Annotated in this window: 19 protein-coding genes; 11 read left to right on the top strand and 8 right to left on the bottom strand. The window is 59.4% G+C overall.

Annotation, left to right across the window (positions count from 1 at the left end):
• Positions 1-100 precede the first annotated feature (100 nt).
• The gene (locus ACR0ER_RS03220) at positions 101-355 is read left to right on the top strand and encodes a BolA family protein (RefSeq protein WP_480767694.1); all 255 of its coding nucleotides are present in this window, start codon (positions 101-103) and stop codon (positions 353-355) included.
• A gap of 156 nt (positions 356-511) precedes the next feature.
• Here ACR0ER_RS03220 and ACR0ER_RS03225 read toward each other — a convergent pair whose 3' ends face one another.
• The 5 genes from ACR0ER_RS03225 to pepN form a co-directional block, all read right to left on the bottom strand.
• The gene (locus ACR0ER_RS03225) at positions 512-916 is read right to left on the bottom strand and encodes a DUF4177 domain-containing protein (RefSeq protein WP_480767695.1); all 405 of its coding nucleotides are present in this window, start codon (positions 914-916) and stop codon (positions 512-514) included.
• A 142-nt stretch (positions 917-1,058) separates the two neighbouring features.
• A complete protein-coding gene (gatB, locus tag ACR0ER_RS03230) occupies positions 1,059-2,570 on the bottom strand; it encodes an Asp-tRNA(Asn)/Glu-tRNA(Gln) amidotransferase subunit GatB (RefSeq protein WP_480767696.1) in 1,512 nt (503 codons plus the stop codon).
• A gap of 70 nt (positions 2,571-2,640) precedes the next feature.
• The gene (locus ACR0ER_RS03235) at positions 2,641-3,834 is read right to left on the bottom strand and encodes a hypothetical protein (RefSeq protein ID WP_480767697.1); all 1,194 of its coding nucleotides are present in this window, start codon (positions 3,832-3,834) and stop codon (positions 2,641-2,643) included.
• Between the two features lie 197 nt (positions 3,835-4,031).
• Positions 4,032-4,460, bottom strand: a complete 429-nt coding sequence (locus ACR0ER_RS03240) for a hypothetical protein (RefSeq protein ID WP_480767698.1) — start codon at positions 4,458-4,460, stop codon at positions 4,032-4,034.
• Positions 4,457-7,009 (bottom strand): aminopeptidase N, encoded by a 2,553-nt coding sequence (pepN, locus tag ACR0ER_RS03245; RefSeq protein WP_480767699.1) that lies wholly within the window; start codon positions 7,007-7,009, stop codon positions 4,457-4,459. Before pepN ends, ACR0ER_RS03240 begins: the two co-directional genes overlap by 4 nt.
• A 204-nt stretch (positions 7,010-7,213) precedes the next feature.
• Here pepN and ACR0ER_RS03250 point away from each other — a divergent pair, with 204 nt between their 5' ends.
• The 3 genes from ACR0ER_RS03250 (at position 7,214) to ACR0ER_RS03260 (ending at position 10,794) form a co-directional block, all read left to right on the top strand.
• Positions 7,214-9,346, top strand: coding sequence for a malate synthase G (locus ACR0ER_RS03250; protein WP_480767700.1), 2,133 nt, complete (start codon positions 7,214-7,216; stop codon positions 9,344-9,346).
• Between the two features lie 24 nt (positions 9,347-9,370).
• Positions 9,371-9,796: a GlcG/HbpS family heme-binding protein gene (locus ACR0ER_RS03255; RefSeq protein ID WP_480767701.1), complete on the top strand. Its 426-nt coding sequence runs from the start codon at positions 9,371-9,373 to the stop codon at positions 9,794-9,796.
• A gap of 218 nt (positions 9,797-10,014) precedes the next feature.
• Entirely contained in the window at positions 10,015-10,794 is a 780-nt protein-coding gene (locus ACR0ER_RS03260; RefSeq protein ID WP_170331510.1) for a gamma-glutamyl-gamma-aminobutyrate hydrolase family protein, read from the top strand.
• A gap of 45 nt (positions 10,795-10,839) precedes the next feature.
• Here the strand turns inward: ACR0ER_RS03260 and ACR0ER_RS03265 are convergent, their stop codons facing one another.
• Complete coding sequence (locus ACR0ER_RS03265; protein ID WP_480767702.1) at positions 10,840-13,080, bottom strand: xanthine dehydrogenase family protein molybdopterin-binding subunit; 2,241 nt, start codon at positions 13,078-13,080, stop codon at positions 10,840-10,842.
• A gap of 3 nt (positions 13,081-13,083) precedes the next feature.
• Complete coding sequence (locus tag ACR0ER_RS03270; protein WP_480767703.1) at positions 13,084-13,548, bottom strand: (2Fe-2S)-binding protein; 465 nt, start codon at positions 13,546-13,548, stop codon at positions 13,084-13,086.
• A 99-nt stretch (positions 13,549-13,647) separates the two neighbouring features.
• On the opposite strand from ACR0ER_RS03270, the gene ACR0ER_RS03275 reads away from it, so the two are divergent.
• Positions 13,648-14,226: a TetR/AcrR family transcriptional regulator gene (locus ACR0ER_RS03275; RefSeq protein WP_480767704.1), complete on the top strand. Its 579-nt coding sequence runs from the start codon at positions 13,648-13,650 to the stop codon at positions 14,224-14,226.
• Here ACR0ER_RS03275 and kynU read toward each other — a convergent pair.
• Positions 14,219-15,412, bottom strand: a complete 1,194-nt coding sequence (gene kynU, locus ACR0ER_RS03280) for a kynureninase (RefSeq protein ID WP_480767705.1) — start codon at positions 15,410-15,412, stop codon at positions 14,219-14,221. The genes ACR0ER_RS03275 and kynU overlap by 8 nt on opposite strands.
• 172 nt (positions 15,413-15,584) lie before the next feature.
• Here kynU and ACR0ER_RS03285 point away from each other — a divergent pair, with 172 nt between their 5' ends.
• From ACR0ER_RS03285 to ACR0ER_RS03310, 6 genes are all read left to right on the top strand, one after another.
• On the top strand, positions 15,585-16,034 hold the full coding sequence (locus ACR0ER_RS03285; RefSeq protein ID WP_480767706.1) for a methyltransferase family protein: 450 nt from the start codon (positions 15,585-15,587) through the stop codon (positions 16,032-16,034).
• A 129-nt stretch (positions 16,035-16,163) separates the two neighbouring features.
• Complete coding sequence (locus tag ACR0ER_RS03290; RefSeq protein ID WP_480767707.1) at positions 16,164-17,735, top strand: Re/Si-specific NAD(P)(+) transhydrogenase subunit alpha; 1,572 nt, start codon at positions 16,164-16,166, stop codon at positions 17,733-17,735.
• Positions 17,736-17,748: 13 nt separating this feature from the next.
• Complete coding sequence (locus ACR0ER_RS03295; protein WP_480767708.1) at positions 17,749-19,203, top strand: NAD(P)(+) transhydrogenase (Re/Si-specific) subunit beta; 1,455 nt, start codon at positions 17,749-17,751, stop codon at positions 19,201-19,203.
• Positions 19,204-19,287: 84 nt separating this feature from the next.
• A complete protein-coding gene (locus ACR0ER_RS03300) occupies positions 19,288-19,644 on the top strand; it encodes a VOC family protein (protein ID WP_480767709.1) in 357 nt (118 codons plus the stop codon).
• A 106-nt stretch (positions 19,645-19,750) separates the two neighbouring features.
• Positions 19,751-21,028, top strand: coding sequence for a DUF3422 family protein (locus tag ACR0ER_RS03305; protein WP_480767710.1), 1,278 nt, complete (start codon positions 19,751-19,753; stop codon positions 21,026-21,028).
• A gap of 69 nt (positions 21,029-21,097) precedes the next feature.
• Positions 21,098-22,240: an MFS transporter gene (locus ACR0ER_RS03310; protein WP_480767711.1), complete on the top strand. Its 1,143-nt coding sequence runs from the start codon at positions 21,098-21,100 to the stop codon at positions 22,238-22,240.
• Positions 22,241-22,288 lie beyond the last annotated feature (48 nt).

The raw sequence follows: 22,288 nt of genomic DNA on the forward strand, positions 1-22,288 counted from the left end.
TCCTTAAGAACGCATCTTCTCGACTCGGAGGCAGCAGTTTAATCTAAGCAGCCGAAAGTAGAAGAGGGGGACGGCAAAAATTTTGCCGTTGAGCGAAAAAATGAGCGTGACCGACGAAATCCGAACCTGCCTGCAGTCTGCCTTTGATCCGCGCGAGCTTGAGGTTGTCGATGACAGCGAAAGCCACCGTGGCCACGCGGGCTATCAGGACGGGGGCGAGAGCCACTTTAACGTCCGCATCCGCGCCAAAGCGTTTGAAGGCCAGTCCCGAGTCGCCCGTCACCGCGCTGTGCATAAGGCGCTGGGCGACATCGTGCCGCGCATTCATGCGCTGGCGCTGGATATCGGGGTTTAGGCGCCGCGGTGCGCCGATTGAATAAAGGCAGTAACTTCTGTTGTTCTTTGAGCGGTCGCCGAGACTTTCTGGTTCGGAAACTGTCTTAGGTCACGCGCATTTTTTGGTGCTTTGGAATGTCGGGTTGCGCACGCATTGGTGGCCAGTATTGGCCACTTATTCTGAACGCGTGTCCGGTTTTTCGACTTCTGCCCCTTTCAGTGACATGGGCGGGTCTTTCGCCTCTTCTGCGATAGGGGCGGGCGCGATGACTGCATCGGGCCCTGGGACCGGGCGCGCCTGAGCTGCCTCCGTAGGTGTTTCCGCAATATTCAGTGCTTCATCCACCTCAACCGGCCGCCGGAAAACCAGAACATTGCGCCAGTTCACGGTCGAACTGGTCAGGCCCGCGCGTTCCTCGCTGGGCAGCAGCTCGGCGCGCTGGTATTCCCAGCCGTCCTGAGCCAGCTGGTTCAGCACCTGTTCGATCGATACGGCAAACCGGCCTTCTGCGGTTTTCTCGCCCTTGGCTTTGATGCCTTTTTGAGGGGCGGGGACAACTTTGTATTCGTAGCGCTGCATCGGACCTTCCTGGGTGTCGGTTCTCGGCAATCTAACATGCTGGTGATTTTGGGAAAGTCATCATTGTGCGGAAAGCGCGCGAAAAGAAAAACGGCGGGGTTTTGCCCAAACCCCGCCGTTCGTTATACAAATCCTGATCGGATTACGACCCCAGCTTTTGGCTGACCAGTTCGTTTACGGCCTTCGGGTTGGCCTTGCCGCCGGTGGCTTTCATCACCTGACCGACGAACCAGCCCGCCAGCTTCGGGTTCACCTTGGCTTTTTCGACCTGTGCCGGGTTGGCGGCGATGATCTCGTCCAACGCAGCCTCGATGGCGCCAGTGTCGGTGACCTGTTTCATGCCACGCTCTTCGACGATCTGCGCCGGGTCGCCGCCTTCGGTATAGACGATTTCAAACAGATCTTTGGCGATCTTGCCCGAGATGGCGTCAGAGGAGATCAGGTCGATAATTGCGCCTAGCTGCGAAGGTGAGACCGGCGACTCGGTGATATCGTGGTCTTCTTTCTTCAACCGACCGAACAACTCGTTGATCACCCAGTTGGCGGCCAGTTTGCCGTTTCGGCCCTTGGCGACCTCTTCAAAATACGCAGCTGACTCCACCTCGGCGGTCAGGACCGAGGCGTCATAATCGGTCAGGCCGAACTCGCTGATGAACCGCGCCTTTTTGTCGTCAGGCAGTTCGGGCAGCTTGGCAGCGATGTCATCAATCCATGCCTGCTCAATCTCCAGCGGCAACAGGTCGGGGTCAGGGAAATAGCGATAGTCATGCGCTTCTTCTTTGGATCGCATCGAGCGGGTCTCACCCTTGTCCGGGTCGTACAGGCGGGTTTCCTGATCGACCTTACCGCCACCTTCGACGATGGCGATCTGACGGCGGGCTTCGACTTCGATCGCTTGCTGAATAAAGCGCATCGAGTTCATATTCTTGATCTCACAACGGGTGCCCAGATGCGAGAAATCCTGCGTCTCCTGGTACTTCTCATAGGCGCCGGGCAGGCAGATCGAGACGTTCACGTCCGCCCGCAAGTTGCCGTTCTGCATGTTGCCGTCACAAGTACCCAGATAGCGCATGATCTGGCGCAGCTTGGCGATATAGGCGGCGGCCTCTTCGGGGCCACGGATATCGGGGCGGCTGACGATCTCCATCAGGCAAACGCCGGTTCGGTTCAGGTCGACAAAGGACATATGCGGGTCCATGTCGTGGATCGACTTACCGGCATCCTGCTCCATGTGGATGCGTTCGATGCGGACCATGCGCGCGGTGCCATCGCCCATCTCGACCAGCACTTCGCCTTCGCCCACGATGGGGTGGTACAGCTGGGAGATCTGATAGCCCTGCGGCAGGTCAGGGTAGAAATAGTTCTTGCGGTCGAATGCCGACTTCAGGTTGATATCCGCCTTCAGGCCCAGCCCGGTGCGCACCGCCTGTTCCACGCAATATTCGTTGATGACCGGCAGCATCCCCGGCATCGCCGCGTCCACGAAGGCCACGTTCGAGTTCGGCTCGGCCCCGAATTGGGTTGATGCACCCGAAAACAGCTTGGCGTTGGACGAGACCTGAGCGTGCACCTCCATCCCGATCACCAGTTCCCAGTCGTGCTTGGCCCCGGCAATGGTTTTGGGTTTGGGCATTTCGTATGTCAGGTCGAGCATGGCGCGCCTCATTTCCGCAGAAGTCTAAGCCTGCGTATTAGGCCCGGCTGGGGCGAGGGGCAAGGGGGAATCAGTTCTCGGACAGGCGCAGGCCGGATGGCGTGAAGGTCACGTCGATACCGCTGCGCAGTTCCTCGCGGAACAGATCACCAATGGCGCGCAGGGCTTGTCGTTGGCCACGGGCTGCAAACCGTTCGGCCGAGTTGATACGGACCGAATTGTTGAACCCGCTCGCGGCATGCGCCCAGATCAGGGGATGCAACTCGGTCATGTGGTCTCGGATCAGCCATTGCGCGGCTTCGTGAATCTGCGAGCGGACCAGGTCGGCCTTGTCGTTCAGACCCAACCCGTTCTGGATCGTTATTGCGCAATAGGCGGACAGCATGTTGACTGTCTGCTGATCCGGGCGGCGGTGCAGGATGTCATGCAGGCCTTCCAAGAAATACTCGACGTCCAGCCGCGCGCAGGCCTCTTCATCCAGCGCGATGGCGTCAAACTGCACCCAAGTGTATCCGCCAGCCCCCCAGATGTCTTGAGTGCGGGCAGCATTGCGCAGAGCCTGAACCTCAAGCTCCTCATAGCTGCCGAACCAGCGCGGCAGTAGATGCGAGCCCATTGCACGCATGTGCCGCTGATTGTGTGGGTCCAAAGAGATCAGCCGTTCGTATTCATCCGCCACGCGAATGTTGGCTTTTCGCTGACCGGCCAGCAGGGCACAACTGGCTGCCGCCACTACGGGACTGTCAGGCAGGGCTTTGCGACATTTGGGCAATAGCGCAGAGGCCCGGTCAAAGTGTGCGGCACAGCGCGACCGGTGTAGCGGAGGTAGCGTCGCATCCGTCGCTGTTCCGCGCCACGCCCAAGCCAGGTCAATGTGCGCCAGCGCGACCACAAGCGTGATCATCGGGTCATTGGGCTGCGCACGCATTTCGTCTTCCAGTTCGGAAATACCGCCCAGCAGGTCATATTCGGACAGCGCTTTCCCGTCTGACAGGGCGTGTTCCACTGCCAGAACCACATCTGATCGGGCACCAAATGCAAGTAAGTCCGCGACGGGCATGCCATCAGGTGCGGTCGCCCGGGACTTGTCTGCAACGCGCATCTGTCGGGACAATTCGGCCCAACGGTCCTGTCTGGCCAGCGTACGCCCTTGTTCAATGGTATCACGGCCAATCACGTCCCCGGCGCAGGTGTTTGCCAGCGGAATGTTCAGCTGCCCCTTGTCGGGAATTGCAGCCGTCGCGGCGCAATCGTTTGCACGCATGTCCTGCGTGAATTGACGGGAAGGCAAAGAAGAACGGGCTTTTCGTGCCCTAAAAAACCGAAACATGGCAAAACTCGAAACCGTAACAAACAACTAGGCTGACTTGAGATTTTTACGGAGATTCATCTCAAATTCAAGTTTTTTGCGCTGTGCACAGGCAGAGGACGCGTGAATGGTGCCCTTAAAAGCTCATTGTTTCAGAAAACGCGGAAATGATGCCGCTCGACCCGGAAACCGGCGTTTTGGAAGACGGTTTCGAGCTCGTTGTGGGGTGGTGTAGCCTCATCCGGCAGTCGAATCCGCTTGCCGGACTTTAATACCAGTGAGATGCGCACCGAGAAATCCCAGCGGGTGTCGAACCGGAAATAGTCGATGTCGGACAGAGCGATCTCGGCCTCGCGACTGCCCGAGAACCACTGTATCCGGTCGTGATCCAATGTCATCCCAGCGCGCGTAGCTTGCACGACGTCCCACAAGGCGGGCAAGGTGGACAAGCCGAGAAGCCCGACCAGCCACCACGCCGCGTCAAAAAAGATCAACAGTGCCGCAAGTGCCGCGTAGACGCAAATCAGGATCAGCACCGTGCGCGGCGTTCGATTGTGGCGCGTGAAAGTGAACGGGGTCATGCGCCGAGGATACGTGTCACCATCTCCGTAGTGTCGCGGGACAAATCCGGGGTGTTGGCGATACGGGTCAACTGGGTCCGGATCAGGTTCTGTCGGTCAGCGTCATAGCGCTTCCATGTCTGGAATGCCGTGCACATCCGCGCCGTTGTTTGTGGATTGATCGGATCCAGCCGGATCAGCCAGTCTGCCAGCAAGGTGTAGCTTTCGCCGTCCGCGTGATGGAAACCGGCGTGGTTCATTGCCAAAGCCCCCATAACCGCGCGGAACCGGTTCGGGTTCTTCCAGTTGAAATCGGCGTGCTCTGTTAGGGCTTGTGTGATCTTCGCCGTGGTCTCGGGGGCCGCCGTAGTCACCTGCAGGCTGAACCATTTGTCCATCACCAGCCGATCATTTTGCCACTGATCGTAGAACGCACTCAGCTCCTGCTGGCCTGTGCCGGCGCGCAGCAGGCAGGACAGAGCTGTCAGTTGGAGTGTCATGTTGTCCGCTGCAGCGAAATCTTCTGCTGCTTGCGCGCCGCCATCCAGCCGAGACGTCAGGTGCAGCGCTGCGCCGCCAAGCGCGCGCTTGCCCGCCTGATCGGCATCGGGGCTGAACGGCGCATCGATCAGGGTTTCACAGAGCAGGCGCGGCAACAGGTCCTGAACATGCTGCGCGGTTGCCTGCCGCAAGGTTTCCACCGCCCTCCAGATCGCCCTCGGGTCAGGGGTTTCGTTGCTTTCAAACAACGCCGCTGCCAGTTCAGACTGCGAGGGTAGCCCAAGCATCAGTGCGCGATAGGCCGGGTCCAGATCGCCGTCGCGCAGAACAGCCAGAATGCCATCCAGATAGTCGTTGCCGGGTGCGCTGTCGTCCCGGATCATGCGCAGCAGCGTGTCCTGCGCCAGCGAACGCCCGGCCTGCCAGCGGTTGAACGGGTCGGTGTCGTGTGACAGCAGAAAAGCCCGTTCGGCATCCGTGTGATCGTGCTCTAGGATGACCGGAGCTGAGAAGTCGCGCAGGATTGAGGCCACAGGCTTGGCTGCCAGCCCAGAGAACTTGAAGCTCTGTTCGGCCTCGGTCAGTTCCAGAACTTGGGTCGCGTGTACCTCATCCCCGTTAGGACTCAGCAGACCGACCGCGACCGGGATGACCTGCGGCAACTTCTCAGACTGGCCGGGGGTCGGGTCGGTGCGCTGGGACAAGGTCAGAGTGTAAGTTCCATCCTCATAATCCTCGGCTATTGCCACGCGCGGCGTGCCCGATTGACTGTACCAGCGCTTGAACTGCTTCAGGTCGCGACCTGTGGTGTCTTCGAACACTTTCAGCCAATCCTCGATGGTGCAGGCCTGCCCATCATGGCGCTCGAAATAGAGGTCGAGCGCCTGCGCATAAGCCTCATCCCCGACCAGCCGTTTCAGCATGCCGATTACCTCGGCACCCTTTTCGTACACTGTCGCTGTGTAGAAGTTGTTGATCTCTTGAAAACTCTCAGGCCGGACAGGGTGTGAAAGGGGGCCGTTATCCTCGGGGAACTGGCGTGCACGCAGGTCGATGGCATCTTGAATGCGTTTGACCGGGGCCGAGCGCATGTCGGACGTGAACTGCGCATCGCGGAAGACTGTCAGGCCCTCTTTCAGACACAGCTGGAACCAGTCGCGGCAAGTAATGCGGTTTCCGGTCCAGTTGTGGAAATACTCATGCGCGATGATCGCCTCGATCCGTTCGAAATTGGCATCGGTCGAGGTTTCGGGGCTGGCTAGAACGGCAGAGGAGTTGAAGATGTTCAGCCCCTTGTTCTCCATTGCGCCCATGTTGAAGTCATCGACGGCAACGATGTTGAACACGTCCAGATCGTATTCACGTCCATAGACGTCCTCGTCCCATTTCATCGATTTCTTCAACGCCTCCATGCCGAAGACACATTTGCCCTCGTCGCCGGGGCGCACCCAGAGGTTCAGTTCTACGTCGCGGCCAGACATGGTGGTGAACTGACCGGGATGGGCGATGAGGTCACCCGCCACCAGTGCAAACAGGTAGGCCGGCTTGGGCCACGGGTCGGTCCATTCGGCCCAGCCTTCGCCCTTGCCTGTGGGGTTGCCGTTGGACAGCAGCACCGGAAGGTCTCCGTTGATGCGCACGGTGAAGGTAGACATCACGTCAGGGCGATCGGGGTAATAGGTGATCTTGCGGAACCCTTCGGCCTCGCATTGGGTGCAGTACATGCCCTTCGACATATACAATCCCTCAAGCGCGGTGTTGTTGGCAGGGTCGATCTCGACCACGGCTTCCCAGACAAAGGGTGCATCGGGGACGCTTGCTGTCAAACCCTTGTCGGTGACCTCGGGTGTGATTTCCACCCCGTCAATAACTGCACGGACCAGGATCAGGTCTTCGCCGTGCAGGAAAAAGGTGCGATCCGTGGCCTCGGGGTTTGGCCGGAAGGCAATGCGCGAGGTCACGCGTGTGGCATTTGCGGCCAGATCAAAGGTCAGATGCACGCTGTCCACGAGATAGCCGAACGGCGTGTAGTCTTTCAGGTAGATCGTCGTGGGGGCAGCGTCGCGCATCGGGGACCTCGCATCAGTTGGTTCGGGCGCGACGTTAGGGGCTTCGCCACGGGGCTGCAACCGCGGCTTCATTGCCTTGTCGTTTTTGAAGCAGCTTCTCACAAAGCCAAAGGGTTTGAACGTGGCGTCGAAAGTTGCTTATCGGAAACATTCAGCCTAAATGCTGACGGCATACAACGGCGCACAATGGCGGAGAGACACCAAATGAGCAGCAGACAGGTACGCAGCGGGCTTCAGGTCGATACGGTTCTGGCCGAGTTTATCGAAGGCAAGGCCCTGCCGGGAACCGGTGTTACAGTCGATACGTTCTGGGATGGCCTGTCGCGGATGGTTGCCGAGCTCGGTCCGAAGAACCGCGCCTTGCTGACCAAGCGGGAAAATATCCAGGGACAGGTCGATGCCTGGCATCTGGAGCGTAAGGGGCAGGCGCATGACCCAGCCGCCTATCAGGCCTTCCTGCGCGAGATTGGATATCTGGTTGATGAAGGCGCGGACTTTCAGATCGAAACCGCCGACGTTGACCCTGAGATCGCGCTGACGCCCGGTCCGCAATTGGTCGTGCCGATTACCAACGCTCGCTTTGCGCTGAACGCGGCCAACGCGCGTTGGGGTAGCCTGTATGATGCTCTTTATGGCACCGATGCGATGGGCGATCTGCCTGCGGGCAAAGGCTATGACGCAGAGCGCGGCGCACGTGTGATTGCGTGGGCCAAAGGGTTTCTGGACGATGCTGTGCCGCTGGCCACCGGGTCTTGGGCGGATGTATCCGAGGTTCGGGTTGAGAATGGTGTCCTTGTGCCTGCGCTGGCGGATGCCACACGTTTTGTTGGCTTTGGCGGGGCGGCGGAGCAGCCGGAATTTGTGCTGCTGAAGAACAATGGCTTGCACGTCAAAATCGTGATTGACCCCTCCAGCGAAATTGGAGCATCCGACCCGGCGGGTATCGCGGATGTTCATCTGGAATCCGCTCTGTCCACCATCATGGACTGCGAGGATTCGGTCGCCTGTGTCGATGCCGAAGACAAGGTGGTGGCATACGGCAACTGGCTGGGCCTGATGAAAGGCGACCTGACCGAAGAAGTCACCAAGGGCGGCAACACCTTCACCCGAAATCTGGCGAGTGACGTTGACTACACCACCGCCAATGGTGAGCAGGCCACCCTGAAAGGTCGCTCGCTGATGCTGGTGCGGAATGTGGGCCACCTGATGACCAACCCGGCCGTTCTGGACAGTGAGGGCAATGAAATCGGCGAAGGCCTGATGGATGCGCTCTGCACTACTCTGATCGCCTTGCATGACCTGCAGCGCGAAGGCGGCAACTCGGTCACCGGATCGGTCTACGTGGTGAAGCCCAAGATGCATGGGCCGGAAGAAGTGGCGTTCTCAGTCGAGATTTTCGACATGGTCGAAGATATCCTCGGCCTGCCGCGCAACACCGTGAAGCTGGGCATCATGGATGAGGAACGCCGCACTTCGGCCAACCTTAAGGAGTGTATCCGCGCCGCGAAATCGCGTGTGGCATTCATCAATACCGGTTTTCTGGATCGGACGGGGGATGAGATTCACACCTCGATGGAGGCGGGTCCGATGCTGCCAAAGGGCGACATCAAGAACACTCCGTGGATTGCGTCTTATGAAGATCGCAACGTCGATATTGGTCTGGCCTGTGGCCTGAAGGGCAAAGCGCAGATCGGCAAGGGTATGTGGGCGATGCCCGACCGGATGGGCGATATGCTGGACGCAAAGATCGGCCACCCGCAATCTGGTGCCACCTGCGCCTGGGTGCCGTCACCGACCGCTGCGACGTTGCACGCGACGCATTATCACAAGATCGACGTTCTGGCGCGTCAGGACGAGCTGGCCACCGGTGGTGCCCGTGGCACGCTGGACGACCTGCTGACCATGCCGCTGCTGGGGGGGCGTAACCTTGGCGATGAAGAGATCACGCGTGAGATCGAGAATAATGCGCAGGGCATTCTGGGCTATGTCGTGCGCTGGGTTGATCAGGGCGTGGGCTGCTCGAAAGTACCCGACATCAACGATATCGGACTGATGGAAGACCGCGCGACCTGCCGGATTTCCAGTCAGGCGTTGGCCAACTGGCTGCACCATGACATTGTCTCGGAAGAGCAGGTGATGGCGGCGATGCGCAAGATGGCTGCAGTGGTGGATCGTCAGAATGAAAACGACACGTCGTATTCACCGATGGCTCCGGGTTTCGACGGTATCGCCTTTCAGGCCGCCTGCGATCTGGTATTCAAAGGGCGCATTCAGCCCTCGGGCTATACCGAGCCGGTTCTGCACGCCCGCCGTTTGGAATTGAAAGCCAGCCTTTAATCTCAAAAAACGAGAGGACACATCATGGCAATTACTCTGCGCAAAGCCCGCACGATCATTCGTAAAACTTTGGAAAAAGGCCGCGAGATGGATCTGAAGCCTCTATCCGTTGTCGTTCTGGACGCAGGCGGTCACGTGATCGCGTTCGAGCGCGAAGACGGCGCGGCCCCCGGCCGTTTCGCGATTGCGCATGGCAAGGCCTACGGCTCGGTCATGCTGGGCATGGCAGGCACGGCGCAAATGCAGCGGGCCGAGTCGCAGGCCTATTTCATGGCCGCTGTGAACGGCGTCTATGACGGACAAGTCGTTCCGGTTCCGGGCGGCATTCTTCTTCGGGACCGCAAGGGAGCGATCATCGGGGCGGTTGGTGTAACCGGCGATACCTCGGACAATGATGCGACCGCAGGATTGACCGGAATTGATGCAGCGGGTCTGACCGGAGAAATCTGATCTCGACCGGTTTTTGCTGATGAGAAATGGCGAATTCAGGATGAATTTCCTGAGTTTTTCTTGATTGCCGAAATAAAGTTCCGGATTTTCACTAAAAATCAGAACGATATGTGCGTGATTGAACACGTCCTTGCGCTGTAATGCAGGGCGTGTTCTGTTGCACGTTTTCCTCGCTGCGGATAGCTTTCTTGTTAACAAAAAACAGCAAGGAATACGGAATGTCTCGACCTGTCGTCGGTATCATCGGCAACTCTTACCTCATGAACGATGAATACCCGACGCATGCGGGTGGTACGATGAATTCCGAGGCAGTGGCCAACGTTTCGCATTGTCTTCCGCTGCTGATCCCCTCTGATCCGCGCTATGTCACGGTCGAGGAATTGCTTGAGGTCTGTGACGGCTTCCTTCTGACCGGTGGGCGCCCGAATGTGCACCCCGAGGAATATGGCGAGGATGCTACTGAAGCGCATGGTGAGTTTGATCGGGCACGTGATGCGATCACCTTGCCTCTGGTTCGGGCCTGCGTGGAACGCGGTCAGCCGTTCATGGGCATTTGCCGAGGGTTCCAAGAGGTCAACGTGGCGATGGGCGGGACGCTTTATCCCGAAATCCGCGATCTGCCGGGCCGGATGAATCACCGGATGCCACCGGACGGGACGCTGGAAGAGAAATTCGCCCTACGCCACGTGGTGTCCCTAGACGAAGGTGGCGTATTTCACCGTCTTTTCGGCGCGCCCGAGGTGATGACCAACACGCTGCATGGTCAGGGTATCAAAACTGTTGGGCAACGCGTGGTAATCGACGGGCACGCGCCTGACGGCACGCCCGAGGCGATCTATATCAAGGATGCCCCCGGATTTACATTGTCGGTGCAATGGCACCCTGAATGGGACGCGATCAACGATCCTGTTTCCCGACCTCTGTTCGAGGCGTTCGGTGCAGCCGTACGTGCTTGGGCAACGGGATCGGACGCGGATTTGATAAAGCAAACAGCGTGAATTTGGCGCCGGCCCGAGAGGGGGGACCGGACCGGCGCATTGCGATCAGGCTAGCAGGTTGAACTGGTTGATCAGCGGTAGGCTGCGGGCACGTTCACCGGTCAAGTCGAACAGCGCATTGCCAAGGGCGGGCATCGATGGCGGCGTCCCGGGTTCACCGGCACCACCCATATGGCGGTTGGTTTCCAGAACGCGCACTTCAACTTGCGGTGCCGTGTGCATACGCAGCGCGTCATAGTCGGGGAAGTTGAACTGCTCGACCTCGCCCTCAGCGAAGGTGATCTCGCCGTAGCAGGCTGCTGACAGGCCATACATCAAGCCGCCGAACATCTGTGCCTTGACGTTTTCCGGGTCCAAGGCCAGCCCCATGTCACAGGCAATCCATGCCTTGTTGATGCGGATGGTGCCGTCTTCGTCGACCACTTCGATCACCTGAGCGACCGGGGTGCCGAAGCTGTAGGTGAAGGCCACGCCTCGGCCAACGCCATCCGGCGTCTGACCGGTCCAGCCTGACATCTCTTTCACAGCTTCCAGACAACCCGCCGAAGGTGCGTGTTCGGGTTTCATTAGTTCCAGCCGGAATTCCAACGGGTCCTGACCGGCGGCGTGGGCCATCTCGTCAATGAAGGTTTCGTGGAAGAACCCGTTGTGGCTGTTCCCGACCGAGCGCCAGAACCCGACGGGGACGTCCAGCTTCGCGATGTGGCCGCTCATGCGATAGTTCGGTACCGCGTAGGGTTGGTTAAAGAAGCCTTCGACCAGCACTTTGTCCGGGCCAGCGCCGGGCATACCCGTGTAGCGACCGACCGCCTGTTGTGTCGGGGATTGCGACGCAACCTTGCCGTCGATCAGAACCGCCTTGCCGTTCTGAATTGCGCCGCGCATCCGCGCAATTGCGCCGGGACGGAAATAGTCATGGCGCATGTCTTCTTCGCGGCTCCATGTGGTCTGCACCGGAGTGCCGGGCATCGCCATGGCAACCTTGGTGGCAATTTCGCCAAAGTCCAACTCTCCCCGACGACCAAATCCACCGCCCAGATAGGTGGTGTGGATCTGCACGGCTTCGGTGTCCAAACCTGCAGTATTCGCGGCGCGGAAGCGGATCAGGGTCGGGGCCTGATTGCCGCACCAGAGTTCCAGCGCGTCCCCTGTGAATAGCGCGGTGGCGTTCATCGGCTCCATCGTGGCATGGGCCAGATAGGGCACTTTGTATTCCGCAGTGATCTCGGTCGCCCCCTCGGGCACGACAGTGACATCGCCGTCATCCCGCATGGTTGTATTTGGGGCGTCATCAAAGGCTTCGGCAATCTTGGCGAAGATGCCGGCAGTTTCTGGTGGATAGGGAGCGTCACCCCAATCCACGTCGATGGCCTCAACCGCCTGATTGGCCAGCCATGTGTTGTTGGCGATGACCGCAACGCCGGTGCCCAGATCGACGATCTTCTCGACCCCCGGCATGGACTTTGCAGTGCTGTCGTCAAAGCCGTTCATCGCGCCGCCCAGCTTGGGGTTCATGCGTACGGCAGCGAATTTCATGCCGGGCAGGCGAACATCGACACCGAATTCAGCCGTTCCTGTCACCTTTTCGACCATGTCCAGTCGCGGTTGGGTCTGGCCCAGATAGCGCCACTCGGACGGGTCACGCAAAGGGGCTTCGATCGGCTCAAGCTTGGCAACGTCAGTGGCCAGTTCGGTATAAGGGATCTGGTCGCCGTTCGGGGCAATGACATGGCCCGAGGCCGTTTTCAATTCGCTGCGATCAACACCCAACCGGTCTGCCGCAGCCTGTTTCAACGTCTCGCGGGCCGAAGCTCCGGCCTGACGCATCCGCTCGAATCCGTCTTTCATTGAGGTCGACCCACCGGTGACCTGTAGGCTCAACACCTTGCCGATCACACCTAACGCCTCTCCCAGATTGTGCTGAAAGTCTGAGATGTCGTAACCCTTGTTGGGCAGGCTTTCCCCCATCAGGGCTGTGTTGTAGTAGGCCGCTGCCGCAGGGCCGTGCAGAACGGTGATCTGATCCAGATCCACATCCAATTCCTCGGCGATCAGCGCGGCCCAAGTGGTTTTGACTCCCTGTCCCATCTCAGCGCGCGGGGCAAAGAGGGTCACGCCGTTCTGGTCTATCAGAACAAACGGGCTCAGCGCCGCCTGACCCTCGTCGGGTTTCAGCGGGTTCGCGGCGGGGCGGTTGACGTAATAGGCACCGAACGCCACGCCGCCGACAATCGCGGCGGAGCCGATCAGGAAGGTGCGGCGGAGGATTTTTCCAACAGAAGCCATCGGTTATGCCTCCTTCAGCTTGCCAGCCCCGTCATGGATCGCAGCACGGATACGGGGGTAGGTGCCACAGCGGCACAGATTGCCTTGCATGGCCTCGTCGATTTCTTCGTCCGAAGGGGCAGGGTTTTCCGCCAGCAACGCAGCGGCCTGCATGATCTGACCCGATTGACAGTAGCCGCATTGCGCCACCTGATGATCGACCCAAGCCTGTTGGAGCGTCGTCATAGCGTCGGGCGATCCCATCCCCTCGATCGTGGTCACATCGCCCCAGACATCCGAAAGCGCCACCTGGCAGGACCGCACGGCCTCACCATCGATATGCACGGTACATGCACCGCAGGCAGCGACGCCGCAGCCGAACTTAGTTCCGGTCAGGCCGACCTCATCCCGCAGCACCCATAGCAGGGGAACGTCTTCGGGCAGGTCAACTTGATGTTGCTTTCCGTTGATCTTCAGGGCGGTCGCCATGGCGCACCTCATCTAGCTGTGGCTGGTTTCTGACATAATTGTCGCAAAGTGTCAGTATGTCAATTGACAAAATAAACAAAAACTGTCACCACTTCAGGCATGACGGAAACAGTTGACGATTCACGGCAAAAGGCGATCCTGAACTCCGCTTTCCAGGCCTTTGCCACTTATGGATTTCGAAAAACCTCAATGGATGACATAGCGCGCGGGGCGGGAATGTCCCGGCCAGCTGTGTATCTGCACTTTAAGAACAAAGAGGCGATCGTCAGCAAACTGACCGAATTTTACTACGCTGAAAAAAGCGTGGCAGTCGCCGAGGCTCTGGCGACACCGGGATCGGTGCCCGAGGTTTTAACCCGCGCGATACAGGCCCAGACCGAGGGGATGGCGGCGATTTTGGCTTCGCCTCATGGGCTTGAGATTCTGGACAATACCAAGTCCATGGCGGTCGAGATCATCTCGGAAGGTGAGGCGAGGCTGGCGGGCCTTTATGCCGATTGGTTGACGCAACAGGCGCAAGCTGGACGGGTGCGTCTGTTGGCCGATGCGGCTGAGACCGGGCGCACGATTACCGCAACGCTCAAGGGGCTCAAGCTGATCGGCGCGGGGGCTGAAGTCTATGAACAGCAAGTCGCGCAGGTTGCGGCGCTGATCGGAGCGGGGTTGGAGGTCAAGTAACCCGCTGGCGCACCTTGTATTCCGGTGCGTCCCACAAACGGTTCTGCATGATGTCAGTCAGGATTTCGACGGCGCGTTCCACATCCTGTTCGTCTATATAAAGCGGCGTGAAGCCAAACCGCATGATATCGGGTGCGCGAAAATCTCCGATCACGCCGCGGGCAATCAAGGCCTGCATGGCGGCGTATCCGTCGGGGAAACGAAAAGACACCTGACTGCCACGCTGGTTCGGGTCGCGCGGGCTGGCCAGTTCCAGCTCGGGGCAGGAGGCTTCGACGCGGGCGATGAACAACTCGGTCAGGTCGATAGACTTGGCGCGCACATCCGCCATGTCGGCCATGTCCCAGATATCCATTGCTGCTGAAAAAGCGGTCATTTGGATGATCGGAGGGGTTCCGACCCGCATCCGCTCGATCCCGCTGCCGGGGCGATAGTCCAGATCAAAGGCGAAGGGGGCTTCGTGCCCCAACCAGCCGGACAGGGCGGGGCGTACGCGGTCCGCCAAACGCGGGGCTATGTAGATGAAGGCAGGCGCGCCGGGGCCTCCGTTAAGGTACTTGTACGTGCAGCCGACGGCGAAATCGACATTACAACCGGACAAGTCCACCGGAATTGCGCCTGCGGAATGGGCCAGATCCCAGACGGTCACCGTCCCGTTGGCATGGGCCAGTTCGGTCAGCGCTTTCATGCCGTGCATCCGGCCGCTGCGGTAATCGACCTCAGTCAGCATCAGGACGGCTACGTCTTCGGTGATGTGAGCGGCCACGTCCTCGGGTGCGACAACCCGCAACTCGTAATCCGGCCCAAGCGAGCGCAACAGGCCATCCACCATATACAGGTCGGACGGGAAGTTGCCACTGTCCGACAGTACGACCTTGCGATCCGGGCACAGTTCCAGGGCCGAGGCCACGGCTTGATACACTTTGATCGACAGCGTGTCGCCGGTCACGACCGTGCCGGGCTCTGCGCCGATCAACCGACCGATACGGTCGCCCAACCCGGTCGGCAGCGCCATCCACCCGGCCTTGTTCCAGCCGGTGATCAGCATCTGACCCCATTCCTTTACCAGCATGTCATTCACCCGGTCGCTGGCGGCGCGTGGTAGCGGACCCAACGAGTTACCGTCAAGGTAAATGACGCCCTCGGGCAAATCGAACATGGCTTTGGTCGCGGCAAAATCGGTCATCTGGAGCTCATCCGTTTGTGTCACGGTGCGGTGGTTGTCTTCGGCCTATCCGATCCGCAATTGCCTGTCCATTGATGCGACATACTGAGCTTTTGCCAATCTGTTCCGAAAGCGATAGGAAAGCGCCCAGAAGCGACACAGCTTTACGTTTCGTCAACTGCGGGGAAGGAACATGCGCCGGATCGACATACCGCCTGTCTGGCTTGTTGGGTTTGCTTTGCTGGCCTGGCTTCAGGCGCGCCATTTTTCACTGGGGCTGTCCTTGGACAGCAGCCTGACAGACCTGCTGAGCGGCATCCTGATCGGGGGCGGTATCCTGTTTGCGGTGCTGGCAATTGTCGAATTTCGCCGCCACAAAACAACGGTCATTCCACACGAAACGCCTTCGTCGCTGGTGCAATCAGGCATCTACACCCGCAGTCGCAACCCGATCTACGTGGGTGATGTTCTGATCCTGGCCGGTCTGGTTCTGCGGTTTGATGCAGTGCTGTCTCTGGTTTTGGTTCCCGTCTTCGTATGGGTGTTGGAACGCCGCTTCATCCTGCCGGAAGAAGACCGCCTGCGCCGTACGTTTCGCGCGGATTTCGCCCGGTACGAACGTAAGACTCGCCGGTGGATTTAGAATGGCCAAGATCATGACACCACGTAACGATTGCTGCGCTTGCGAAATAATGTTGCGCAGGATACATGTTTGCTGAACGAACATAACCGACCACGCGCTCGGATCGAGTGAGAATTAGGGGGACTGCCAGTGAAGATAGGCACACCAAAGGAAATACTGGACGGTGAAAACCGGGTCGCGATGACCCCGGATTCGGCCGTGCAGTTGCAGAAACTGGGCTATGAATGCGCCATCGAAAAAGGGGCTGGTGCTGCTGCTGGCTTCTCGGACGAGGCCTATGAGGCCGCAGGCGTCGAGATCGTAAAAACCGCTGCGTCGCTGTGGAAAAACTCTGACATCATCGCCAAAGTTCGGATCCCGACTGAGACCGAGCTGAAGCGTCTGACCAAAGGCAAGACCTTGATTTCATTCTTCAACCCGGCGGGCAATGAAGAAGGGATGGAACTGGCGAAGTCCAAGGGTGCAAACGTCATCGCGATGGAGATGGTGCCGCGGATTTCGCGTGCCCAGAAGATGGACGCTCTGTCCTCGATGGCCAACATCGCCGGTTACCGCGCGGTGATCGAGGCAGGTAATAACTTTGGTCGGTTCTTCACGGGTCAGGTGACGGCGGCCGGTAAGGTGCCGCCCGCCAAGGTGTTGATCGTCGGCGCCGGTGTGGCTGGCCTGGCAGCGATCGGGACCTCGACTTCGCTGGGTGCGATCACCTACGCCTTCGACGTGCGCCCGGAGGTGGCCGAGCAGGTCGAATCCATGGGGGCTGAGTTCGTCTATCTGGACTTTGAAGAAGACCAGCAGGATGGCGCAGCGACCGGCGGTTACGCCTCGGTTCAGTCCGAAGAATTCCGCAATGCGCAGCTGGCCAAGTTCCGTGAATTGGCGCCCGAGATGGACATCGTCATCACCACCGCGCTGATCCCCAACCGCGAAGCGCCCGAGCTTTGGACCAAGGACATGGTCGAAAGCATGAAGCCCGGCTCGGTCATCGTGGATCTTGCGGCGGAAAAAGGCGGCAACTGCAAGCTGACCGTACCTGATGAGAAGATCGTGACCGACAATGGCGTGACCATCATCGGCTATACCGACTTCCCCAGCCGGATGGCGGCGCAGTCTTCGTCTTTGTACGCGACCAACATCCGCCACATGATGACTGACCTGACCCCAGACAAAGATGGTCAGATCAATCACGACATGGAAGATGACGTGATCCGCGGCGCGACCGTGACCCATGAGGGCGAGATCACCTTCCCGCCGCCGCCGCCGAAAGTGCAGGCAATCGCGGCGCAGAAAAAACCGGAAGTCAAAGAACTGACCCCAGAAGAGAAAAAGGCGCAAGAAATCGCGGCCTTCAAAGCGCAGACCAAGCAGCAGTTCACCCTGCTGGGTGTAGGTGGCGCGCTGATGCTGTTGGTGGGGCTGATCGCTCCGGCTAGCTTCATGCAGCACTTCATCGTTTTCGTGCTGGCGATCTTTGTGGGCTTCCAGGTGATCTGGAACGTCTCGCACAGCTTGCACACTCCGCTGATGGCGATCACCAACGCGATCTCGTCGATCATTATCGTTGGGGCTTTGATGCAGATCGGGTCGGGATCGTTCCTGGTCATTCTGCTGGCGGCGCTGTCTGTCTTCATGGCCGGGATCAACATCTTCGGCGGCTTCCTCGTAACCCGGCGCATGCTCGCCATGTTCCAGAAATCTTAAGGAGGCCGGGCACATGGAATTTGGCTTCACTACTGCCGCCTATGTTGTTGCGGCTGTTCTGTTCATCCTTTCGCTCGGCGGTCTGTCGAACCAGGAAAGCGCCAAGCGTGCGGTCTGGTATGGCATCGTCGGTATGGCGCTGGCGGTCTTTGCCACGCTGGTTGGTCCGGGTTCGGGCCTGTGGCTGCTGTCGCTGCTGCTGATCATCGGCGGCGGTCTGATCGGTCAATATGTTGCGCAACGCGTGCAGATGACCGAGATGCCGCAGCTTGTGGCCGCGATGCACTCGCTGGTCGGTCTGGCGGCTGTATTCGTGGGCTTCAACGCACATTTTGAAATCGGCAACGTGGCGCAGGTCATGGCTATTGCCGACAGCGCGAAAGAGGCGAACCTGAGCGATCTGGGCGCTTTCGCCAAGCTGATCGCCAAGAAGACATCCGCCGAACTGGCGATCCTGCATGTCGAACTGTTCCTGGGCATCTTCATCGGTGCGATTACCTTTACCGGGTCGGTCGTGGCTTATGGCAAGCTGGCCGGTAAGGTGACCTCGGCGGCGACCAAGCTGCCGGGCGGCCATGCGCTGAATGCAGCGGCGGCTGGTCTCTCGCTGATTTGCCTGATCTGGTACACCGCATCGGGCGGCTTCTTCCCGCTGTTCCTGATGACGCTGGCCGCGCTTTTCATCGGTTATCACCTGATCATGGGCATCGGTGGTGCCGACATGCCGGTGGTTGTGTCGATGCTGAACAGCTACTCGGGCTGGGCCGCGGCGGCTATCGGCTTCTCGCTGGGCAACGACCTGCTGATCGTGGTTGGTGCGCTGGTGGGCTCGTCCGGTGCCATCCTGTCCTACATCATGTGTAAAGCGATGAACCGTCACTTTGTCAGCGTGATCCTGGGCGGCTTTGGTGGCCCACAGGGTGAGCAGATGGCCGTGGAAGGTGAGCAGGTTGCCATCGACGCCGACGGCGTTGCCGCAGCTTTGAACGACGCCGACAGCGTGATCATCATCCCGGGCTACGGCATGGCGGTGGCGCAGGCACAGCAATCGGTCAGTGAACTGGTCCGCAAACTGCGTGCCAAGGGCAAAGAGGTGCGCTTTGCGATCCACCCTGTTGCCGGTCGTCTGCCGGGTCACATGAACGTGCTGCTGGCCGAGGCGAAGGTGCCGTACGACATTGTTCTGGAAATGGACGAGATCAACGACGACTTCCCGGATACGGATGTGGCTATCGTGATCGGGTCGAACGACATCGTGAACCCTGCAGCACAGGAAGACCCCAACAGCCCCATCGCCGGCATGCCGGTTCTGGAATGCTGGAAGGCCAAGCAGGTGTTTGTATCGAAACGTGGTCAGGGCACCGGGTATTCGGGCATCGAAAACCCGCTGTTCTTCAAAGAGAACACCCGCATGTTCTACGGCGATGCCAAGCAATCGCTGGACAAGCTGCTACCGATGATCGACTGATCAAGGCTGCAACCAACATCAAAGGCGCCCCACCCGGGCGCCTTTTTTCGTTTTGCTGTAGGCTGTGGGTGCAGGAGGTGAATTATGGAGAAAGTGAACGGCATAGGCGGCGTGTTTTTTCGCGCCCGTGATCCTGAGGCGTTGAGCAAGTGGTACGAAACGCACCTTGGCGTCAATCACTACGACCCGGTGCCCTGGAAACAGCGTGAGGGGTACACGGTTTTTGCCCCATTCGCGCAGGATACCGAGTATTTTGGACGAGCCGAGCAACAATGGATGATCAATTTCCGTGTCGATGATCTGGTCGCCATGATCACACAATTGCAGGCCGCCGGGATCACGGTTGAAACCCGAGAGGAATGGGACAGTGAGGTTGGAAAGTTCGCCCGCATTCACGACCCTGAGGGCAATCCGATCGAGCTGTGGCAGCCAAATCAATGACATAGCAGAAGTGTATACTTTTGTATTCATGTAAGTATATGAAATAAAAAGAGAATTGATGTATTTCCGATGTCCCGTATAGTGCCGGGATGAATCGGAGCCCTGTATGACGCCCATCGACGACCATCCCCTGCGCTATGCTTTGGCCAATGAGCTGCACGCGCGCCCTTTTCCAGTCGCAGGAACGCCGTGCACCGTGGCCTTTCTGGCAATCAAAAAGCCCGAGGCCGCGGCAGCACGGGATCGGGATGAGGATCTGGCCCATCTGATCAACCTGTTGGATCGGCATGGCGCGCAACACCCTCAACCTCAGGCCACTCACTACGCAGGACAGATCGGTCGCCATTGGTTGAAATGGGAACAGCATACCGAGTTCGTGACCTACACCGCGATCACGCAAAACGTCAGTGACCGGCCTTTTAACCCGGCTGATTTCGAGGTGTTTCCGCCTGATTGGTTGATGGCCAGCCCCGGCCAGAGAGTGACCTCGGCGATGATCCGAGTGGTCGAACGGCGAGAGGATGACTCGGTTCAGGCGGCTTTGGCGGATTGGTTCGAGCCCGAAAGCCTGGCTGTGGCGCGCGTTCTGGACGACGCGGCTATTTGCGCTTGCGACTTCCGCATCGATCCGGCTGGTCACATGCGGTTTGCGCTGTTTGTGACCAAGGGTTCTGGGCGGCGCAGGACCGGGCGTATTATTCAGCGCCTGTGTGAGATCGAGACCTACAAGGCGATGTCAATGCTGGGGTTCGCGCGGGTCAAACAACTGACGCCCCGCATCGGCGAGTTGGACAGCAGGCTAACCGGGTTGATGGGGCAGATGACCGACAACTCGGCCCATCCGGATCAATTGCTGCCCGATCTTCTGTCTACCTCGACCGAGCTTGAAACCCTCTCGGCCCAGTGCTCGTTCCGTTTTGGGGCTACGGGTGCATATGAAGCGATTGTGAACCAGCGGATCGAGGTGCTTAGGGAAGAGAGGTTCGAGGGGCGTCAGAGCTTTGCCGATTTCATGATGCGCCGTTACGATCCTGCCATGCGCACAGTGAAGGCCACGGAACGTCGCCTGCAGGCACTGTCCGACCGGGCCATTCGGGCCGGGGAACTGTTGCGAACGCGGGTAGACGTGGAACGTAGCGCGCAGAATCAGGCGCTGTTGGAAAGCATGGATCGCCGCGCCGATCTGGCTCTGCGTTTGCAGCACACGGTCGAGGGGCTCTCGGTCGTGGCAATCAGTTATTATGCGGTCTCGCTGGCCAGTTATGTGCTGTACCCGTTGACCAAAGCTGGGATCAGTAAGGGGATGTTGACTGCCGCGGTGACGATCCCGGTAGTTCTGGCGGTTTGGCTCGCGGTCCGACAAATCCGCAAACGGCTGGAATGATCTGCATTTGCCAATCTGCACGCAGCCTGTAGAACAGGGGCGAGTGACGCTGTCTGCGAAGGAAACCCGGTGATCGGACTTGTGGCCGCGTGGCGGGCCGTGGCTGCCATGTTCATCCTCAACGGTGCGCTTTTCGGCATCTGGGCGTCTCGTATCCCCGCCGTGCGCGACCGATTGGACCTGACGCATGAGGCGCTGGGCTATGGCCTGTTGTTTATGGCCGCGGGGGCAGTGTGTTCCTTTCCGGTGACAGGGCGGTTAACCGACCGGTTTGGTGCCGTTGCGCTGACGCGGGTCATTGCGGTTCTCTATACGCTGTCGCTGATCCTGCTGGCCATGGCGGGTGGGTTCTGGACGCTGGCGACGTTCCTGTTTGTTTTCGGGGCCTTTCATGGCTCGATGGACGTGGCGATGAACGCCTGGGCTGCCGAGGTGGAACAGGCCTACCGCAAGCCCGTCATGTCCTCGTTCCACGCGATGTGGAGCCTTGGGGCCGGGCTGGGCGCGCTCAGCGGATATGGTGCGGTGCAGATGGGGCTGACGGTGATGCAGCACTTCTTGCTGGCCGGTGGTGTCGTTGTGGCTCTGGCGCTGGCCCTGTCCTGGGTACGCTGGTCGTCCCGCAAGGCAACGCACCACGGGGGCGCTGTTTTTGCCTTGCCCTCTGGCGCGCTGATCCTTGTGGGCTTTACCGCCCTGTGTGGGGCGCTGGGTGAAGGCGCCGTGGCAGATTGGAGCGCGATTTTCCTGCGCGATGTGACCGGAGCGGCGGAAAGCGTCGCAGCCCTTGGGTATGCTGTGTTTTCGGTGACAATGGTGGCATTCCGGTTGGCCGGGGGCTTTGTCATTGCGCGCTTTGGCCCCGTTGCCACCGCCCGTTTCGGAGGCGTTTGCGCGGCGTTGGGTGTGTTTGGCGTTGTGTCGGCGGCGAGCTCTGGGCTGGCGCTAGCAGGCTTTGCCCTGATGGGCGTTGGTTATGCCGTAATCATGCCGCTGGCCTTTAGCCGGGCCGCCAGTGATCCGCACGTACCGCCTGGGCAGGCCATCGCCAGTGTGGCGACACTCGGTTACGGAGGGCTGCTGATTGGCCCGCCGCTTATTGGGTTTCTGGCAGAGATGCTTACATTACGACTGGCGTTCACGGCTTTGCTGCCTTTGGCCATTCTGATTGTCCTCTTAGCAGGCGCGCTGCGGCCTGCGCCTTTGGATTGACGCCAAAAATGCACGCCGGGGTGAACCTCGGTCACAAGAACAAAATGG

This window comes from Ruegeria sp. CH8 (assembly GCF_056536985.1).

What these genes read in the sequence shown, in the direction of transcription:
- ACR0ER_RS03220 (WP_480767694.1), top strand. Translation starts at nt 101, where the DNA reads ATGAGCGTGACCGACGAAATCCGAACCTGCCTGCAGTCTGCCTTTGAT.
- ACR0ER_RS03225 (WP_480767695.1), bottom strand. Translation starts at nt 916, where the DNA reads ATGCAGCGCTACGAATACAAAGTTGTCCCCGCCCCTCAAAAAGGCATC.
- gatB (WP_480767696.1), bottom strand. Translation starts at nt 2,570, where the DNA reads ATGCTCGACCTGACATACGAAATGCCCAAACCCAAAACCATTGCCGGG.
- ACR0ER_RS03235 (WP_480767697.1), bottom strand. Translation starts at nt 3,834, where the DNA reads ATGCGTGCAAACGATTGCGCCGCGACGGCTGCAATTCCCGACAAGGGG.
- ACR0ER_RS03240 (WP_480767698.1), bottom strand. Translation starts at nt 4,460, where the DNA reads ATGACCCCGTTCACTTTCACGCGCCACAATCGAACGCCGCGCACGGTG.
- pepN (WP_480767699.1), bottom strand. Translation starts at nt 7,009, where the DNA reads ATGCGCGACGCTGCCCCCACGACGATCTACCTGAAAGACTACACGCCG.
- ACR0ER_RS03250 (WP_480767700.1), top strand. Translation starts at nt 7,214, where the DNA reads ATGAGCAGCAGACAGGTACGCAGCGGGCTTCAGGTCGATACGGTTCTG.
- ACR0ER_RS03255 (WP_480767701.1), top strand. Translation starts at nt 9,371, where the DNA reads ATGGCAATTACTCTGCGCAAAGCCCGCACGATCATTCGTAAAACTTTG.
- ACR0ER_RS03260 (WP_170331510.1), top strand. Translation starts at nt 10,015, where the DNA reads ATGTCTCGACCTGTCGTCGGTATCATCGGCAACTCTTACCTCATGAAC.
- ACR0ER_RS03265 (WP_480767702.1), bottom strand. Translation starts at nt 13,080, where the DNA reads ATGGCTTCTGTTGGAAAAATCCTCCGCCGCACCTTCCTGATCGGCTCC.
- ACR0ER_RS03270 (WP_480767703.1), bottom strand. Translation starts at nt 13,548, where the DNA reads ATGGCGACCGCCCTGAAGATCAACGGAAAGCAACATCAAGTTGACCTG.
- ACR0ER_RS03275 (WP_480767704.1), top strand. Translation starts at nt 13,648, where the DNA reads ATGACGGAAACAGTTGACGATTCACGGCAAAAGGCGATCCTGAACTCC.
- kynU (WP_480767705.1), bottom strand. Translation starts at nt 15,412, where the DNA reads ATGACCGATTTTGCCGCGACCAAAGCCATGTTCGATTTGCCCGAGGGC.
- ACR0ER_RS03285 (WP_480767706.1), top strand. Translation starts at nt 15,585, where the DNA reads ATGCGCCGGATCGACATACCGCCTGTCTGGCTTGTTGGGTTTGCTTTG.
- ACR0ER_RS03295 (WP_480767708.1), top strand. Translation starts at nt 17,749, where the DNA reads ATGGAATTTGGCTTCACTACTGCCGCCTATGTTGTTGCGGCTGTTCTG.
- ACR0ER_RS03300 (WP_480767709.1), top strand. Translation starts at nt 19,288, where the DNA reads ATGGAGAAAGTGAACGGCATAGGCGGCGTGTTTTTTCGCGCCCGTGAT.
- ACR0ER_RS03305 (WP_480767710.1), top strand. Translation starts at nt 19,751, where the DNA reads ATGACGCCCATCGACGACCATCCCCTGCGCTATGCTTTGGCCAATGAG.